Here is a 4812-nt window from a genome sequence, read left to right as displayed (position 1 = left end):
ATTATACTTAATAGGTTTACTGAGGTCGTATCCTTTAGGATTGCTACTCACTTCGGGCTTGTTTTTACAGGATATATTTAAAAGTATACCGGCAGCAACAAGCAATACGGTTATTAATGTAATGGCTTTACGCATAGCTTTATCAATTTTAAACCCTGTCATATATATTTTGCTGTAAAAGTTCATATATAGCCCGTTGTGATTGTATCAAAGGCTCATGCCTTTCAATTTCAACATTTTGCAGCTGGTCATTTAAGTTTACGGCCTGCACATTATCTTTTAATTGCAGATCGATAATATCGGTGATCTCTCTTCTGATCTCCTGATCATAGACCGGAAAGCATACCTCAATACGCCTGTAAATATTGCGGTTCATCCAATCTGCTGAACCGAGAAAAACTTCGGGAGTATTGTTATTATTAAAAATAAAAATCCTGCCATGCTCCAGATAACGGTCAACAATGCGACGTATGGTAATATTTTCGCTCATGCCCTTTACCCCCGGTATAATGCAGCATATACTACGCACTATGAGCGATATTTTAACTCCGGCTTGTGATGCTTCGTACAACTTGGATATTAATATCCGCTCTTCCAGATTGTTCAGTTTAATAGTAATTGCCGCTGGCAACCCCTGCTTAACGTTTTCAATTTCACGGTCAATCAGTTCCATAAAACGCCGTTGTAAATTAAACTGGGCCACCAGCAAATGTTTAAAATCAATGGGGTAACCATCAGATGTTTTTGYTTTTTTGGCCAGGAAAATAAACAGCAGTTCCATTTCACGTAGTATTAACGGATTGGCCGTCATTAAAATATGATCAGTATAAAAAGCCGCAGTACTTTCATTAAAATTCCCCGTAGCCAGCAAACCTGAATATATTACGCGGCCATTAACCAGTCTTTTAACCAATGCAATTTTGGCATGTACTTTTAAGGCTTTATCACTATAAATGATCTCTACCCCAGCCTCTTTCATCTTTTTGGCCCATTTAATGTTGTTAGCCTCATCAAACCGGGCCTTAAGTTCAACCATTACCCTTACCTTTTTTCCATTGCTGGCAGCGCTGATCAGGGCATTCACAATGCGTGAGTCGCTGGCAACACGATAAAGGGTTACAAATACTTCCTGTACATTTACATCGGTAGCAGCCTCATTAAAGAAACGCAATATGCTGTTATATGATTGGTAAGGTGCGTGAAAAATACAATCCTGTTTTGCAATGTAATCAAATAATGAACCCTGTTCGGTTAACCTGCTGTTGGTTATGGGTTGCCACTTGTTATAGCGCACACCAGGTAAACTAACAGGCAGGCCCATCAAATCTTTAAGGTTATGATACATGCCCCCTTCTACTACACTTGAGCCTTGTAAACCCAGCTTTTCGGTAATTAAATGCAGGGTTCGTAAAGGTATACCTGGTTGGTGCAAAAACCGGGTAGCTATACCCATATCCCGTTTTAACAGTTGTTTTTCAATCTGCTCAGACAAATCACCGCGGTATTCGTCCTTCAGGTCAAGTTCGGCATCACGTGTGATTTTAAAACTATAGCAACCATTTATTTCTTCGTCTTTAAACAACTTATTGAGGTTATACCTGATAATATCATCCAGGAATATAATGTACTGCTCATCGTCAACATTTACACTATAAAAACGGGGCAACTGATTTGACGGAATATTGAGCAATATTGTTCTTTCCTTTGCTTGTTTTAAACCCAGATTTACTAAGAAGTATAACTTATTGTTTTCGGGAAAGAATTTCTTACCTGTTTCAGACAGGTCGATTGGTTGCAAAAAAGCCATAACCTGACTAAAAAAGTAATCGGTCACTTTATTCTGTATTGCAGCCGGGAGTGGTTCATTAAATAGCAGCTTAACCTTATTTTCTTTTAACAGCGGAATAAGCCTGCCCGTAAATATTTTTCCGAACCTTTGCTGCTGACCCTCTATAAGCTGCTGGGCTTCCAGCAAAACATCTTCCTTATCATCCTGGGCATGTTTTGACAGCTTGTGCAATGCAAGTATAACGGGCATTCTTACCCGGTAAAATTCATCAAGGTTGGAAGAATATATAGAAAGAAAATTCACCCTTTCCATCACAGGTATATCCTCCTTTTCAGCTTCCATCAAAATACGTTCATTAAATAGCAGCCAGCTCAGATCCCTGTCAAAAAATGAGTAATTATCCATACAGCAGAAATTTTATTTAGAATTATAATAACGTATCTTATATCAATGATGAAATAAGGAATGCCATTACTGAGAGAATGAGCCCGAACATGAAGATATTATATGATACCCGTAACAACCTGTATTTTTTACCAAGAACAACTCCCTGAGAATAGTTATCACGGATAAGACTGCCGTACAGAAAGTCTTTATCATCCATCATTTTCAACATACCATCACTGTAAGCATCAAGTGACATCCGGTAAAAATTACCAAAGAAAAGCAGGTTCACTGTTTTCTTTTCAATATCATCGGGTGTAAATAAGCCCTTGGGTATTGATGGCCTGGTTGCCAATATTGAAAATATCATGGTGAGCAAACTTACAGTAAGCAACATAAATGTGGGTATGAATAAGTTTGAATGCTCATCAAGCTTACGTAAAACCAAACTGATAATAGCCGAAAGGATAATAGAGTTTACCGTGATCATGATGTGGGCCTTATTATCTGCCATGTCACTTAAGCGTTGATGATTAGTTGAGCTTATGCGAAACATGGTTTCAATCCCTCTTTCTGGCCTTTCGCTCTTGTGTTTTTTTTCATGTTTGTCATGATCATCATGAACAGCATGATCAATTTTAACAAGACCAACGTCAACCTGATTTACTTCGGGTACTTCGTTCACTTCAGTTTTTTCTATCGTGCCGACTTGTTTATCTTTTAACTTCTCCAGGTTCTTTTGTTTCTGATCATTTAGCAGCAAGCGGCAATAATCAGTAAAATAATTATGCGTTTGTAACAGCTCAATATTAGTGGTACGCCATGTTTCCTTATCAAATTCCGTATGCTTTATGGCTTCCATTTCCTTACGCATCAGCTTGCTTTTATCGCGAAAATCATCTGTACCCAGGTGAAAAAGATCAGCATCGCACAAAATTTCCTCTAAAAGGGTTGTTGGTTTTTGGGGCATCCGCGTGGCCATAATACAGGCATTAACCTTATCAATTACAGATGCATCTATTTTAAGCTGCTTTAAAAGGTGGTTTGCAATATCAACACTTTTTGTTTCATGGTTATTTTTATCGGTAAAGTAACCGGTATCATGAAACCACGCAGCCGATATTACTATAAAAAAGTCTTCATCACTTAGCTGATAATGATTAGCTACCTGTGTGGCAGCAGCAACAACATCCTTTGTATGCTTTAAATTATGATATATTAGTTCAGGATCATGATGTACATCAAAATACGATATAACATAATGCTTAACCTCGTCTAACAACTGTTGAAATTTCATGGTAGCTTTTTATGGTTAAAGTAGACAAATTTATTCTAAAAATCTTTAATTACAGCCAGAAACGGCTTAAACCCTTAATTATTATTAAAGTTTACCCCTCCAAATTAACATTCAAATAGTTAGGCGTTTTATTTAGAAATAATGAACAAACAAGGAATGGTTAAATCAAGCCTATAAACTTTTAGATTCCTCAACCAGGTTTTCAGGTCCCTCATAACTGTAATTATAAGGCGGATAAGGAACTATGAAAGTATCCTTAACTCTTGTAGATATTCTGAAATAAGGTATCCATATGGCCGCAGTAATACATATACGGATCAAAGTATATAAAGCTTTTTGTGAAATCAGATCGTTATGAAGTGGTAAAGCTACAAGGTAATCAATCAATAAAAATGTTACATTAAACAAAAGATAACCAATTATAGCTTTAGGAAATATATCACGTTTGTTTATGAGCAATATCAGGCAAAACACAGCGTAACACATTAATATGATATTTCCAGCTGTTTCAAACGCTATTATTATCTTAAAATTAAGATCGAGTTTATCCGTTGTGTGTAAATTCCATGTCTTTAAATTAAAATAGTCATTGTTAAACAGTGATATAACTACATTTAAAGGAGTTAAGGCAAGACCAATGGCAATCAATATAAGCCAGCCGCCAATTGGTGTAAATGTAGCACCATAACTAAAAACAATGCCTGGAGTTTCGCGCTGATAGATCCAAACAMCTAAACAGATAAGTMCTACGGTAAGCAAACCAGCAAAAATCACCATAAAGTTATTGGGGATTGATATTGTTGAGCCATCATTTGGCGTATAAGAAAAGCTATAACTTAAACCACTATCATTCAATTGCTTTATATCATCTTTGAATTCAGAAAGCTTGTCGACCGGGACATAATCCTTAAGATATGCAAACTTATAATTAAGCAACAAGGTATCGCCTGATGAAGTATAATGTGATGCAAACCGATAATAATCCCTGCTGATCGTATTCCTTCTTTCGGTGAGATCCCAGTTCACAGGCATGATCACCTGTTGGGTATATTCCAGATCATAAGGATAGGAAACTGATACAGGTGTTTTTGTTTGCCCTGTTATAGATGGAAGCTGTTGTGATATACTATTTGCAAAAAGATCAACTACCAATTTATTTGTTGTAGAATCTTTTCTAAAGAAATTATTGATCAAGTAAGTTTCGGTAGTAGTGAGTACATTCTTTTGCAGATTATCAACTACAATAATTGAATCTTTGGCCTCAATTTTTGAATATGTTTTTGAATAATATTCCAAATAGTTTTTCTCTGTTTCGGCCATGCCGGATGATGCCAGCCTACTC

At 36.6% G+C, this 4812-nt stretch carries 3 protein-coding genes; all 3 read right to left on the bottom strand.

Annotation, left to right across the window (positions count from 1 at the left end):
- Positions 1-148 precede the first annotated feature (148 nt).
- Positions 149-2194, bottom strand: a complete 2046-nt coding sequence (gene ppk1, locus AC1DRQ_RS29540) for a polyphosphate kinase 1 (RefSeq protein WP_477429415.1) — start codon at positions 2192-2194, stop codon at positions 149-151.
- A gap of 37 nt (positions 2195-2231) precedes the next feature.
- Entirely contained in the window at positions 2232-3470 is a 1239-nt protein-coding gene (locus AC1DRQ_RS29535; protein ID WP_477429413.1) for a Pycsar system effector family protein, read from the bottom strand.
- Positions 3471-3641: 171 nt separating this feature from the next.
- A partial coding sequence (locus AC1DRQ_RS29530; protein ID WP_477429411.1) for a DUF2569 domain-containing protein occupies positions 3642-4812 on the bottom strand: 1171 nt, incomplete at its 5' end.

It is taken from the genome of Mucilaginibacter sp. P4_E8, from assembly GCF_056401495.1.
Note: the sequence above shows the minus strand (reverse complement) of the source record. Positions and strands in the feature narration are given on the sequence as shown.

Bases quoted from the DNA above. Each gene is read 5' to 3' on its own strand.
- AC1DRQ_RS29535 (WP_477429413.1), bottom strand. From the start codon at position 3,470: ATGAAATTTCAACAGTTGTTAGACGAGGTTAAGCATTATGTTATATCG.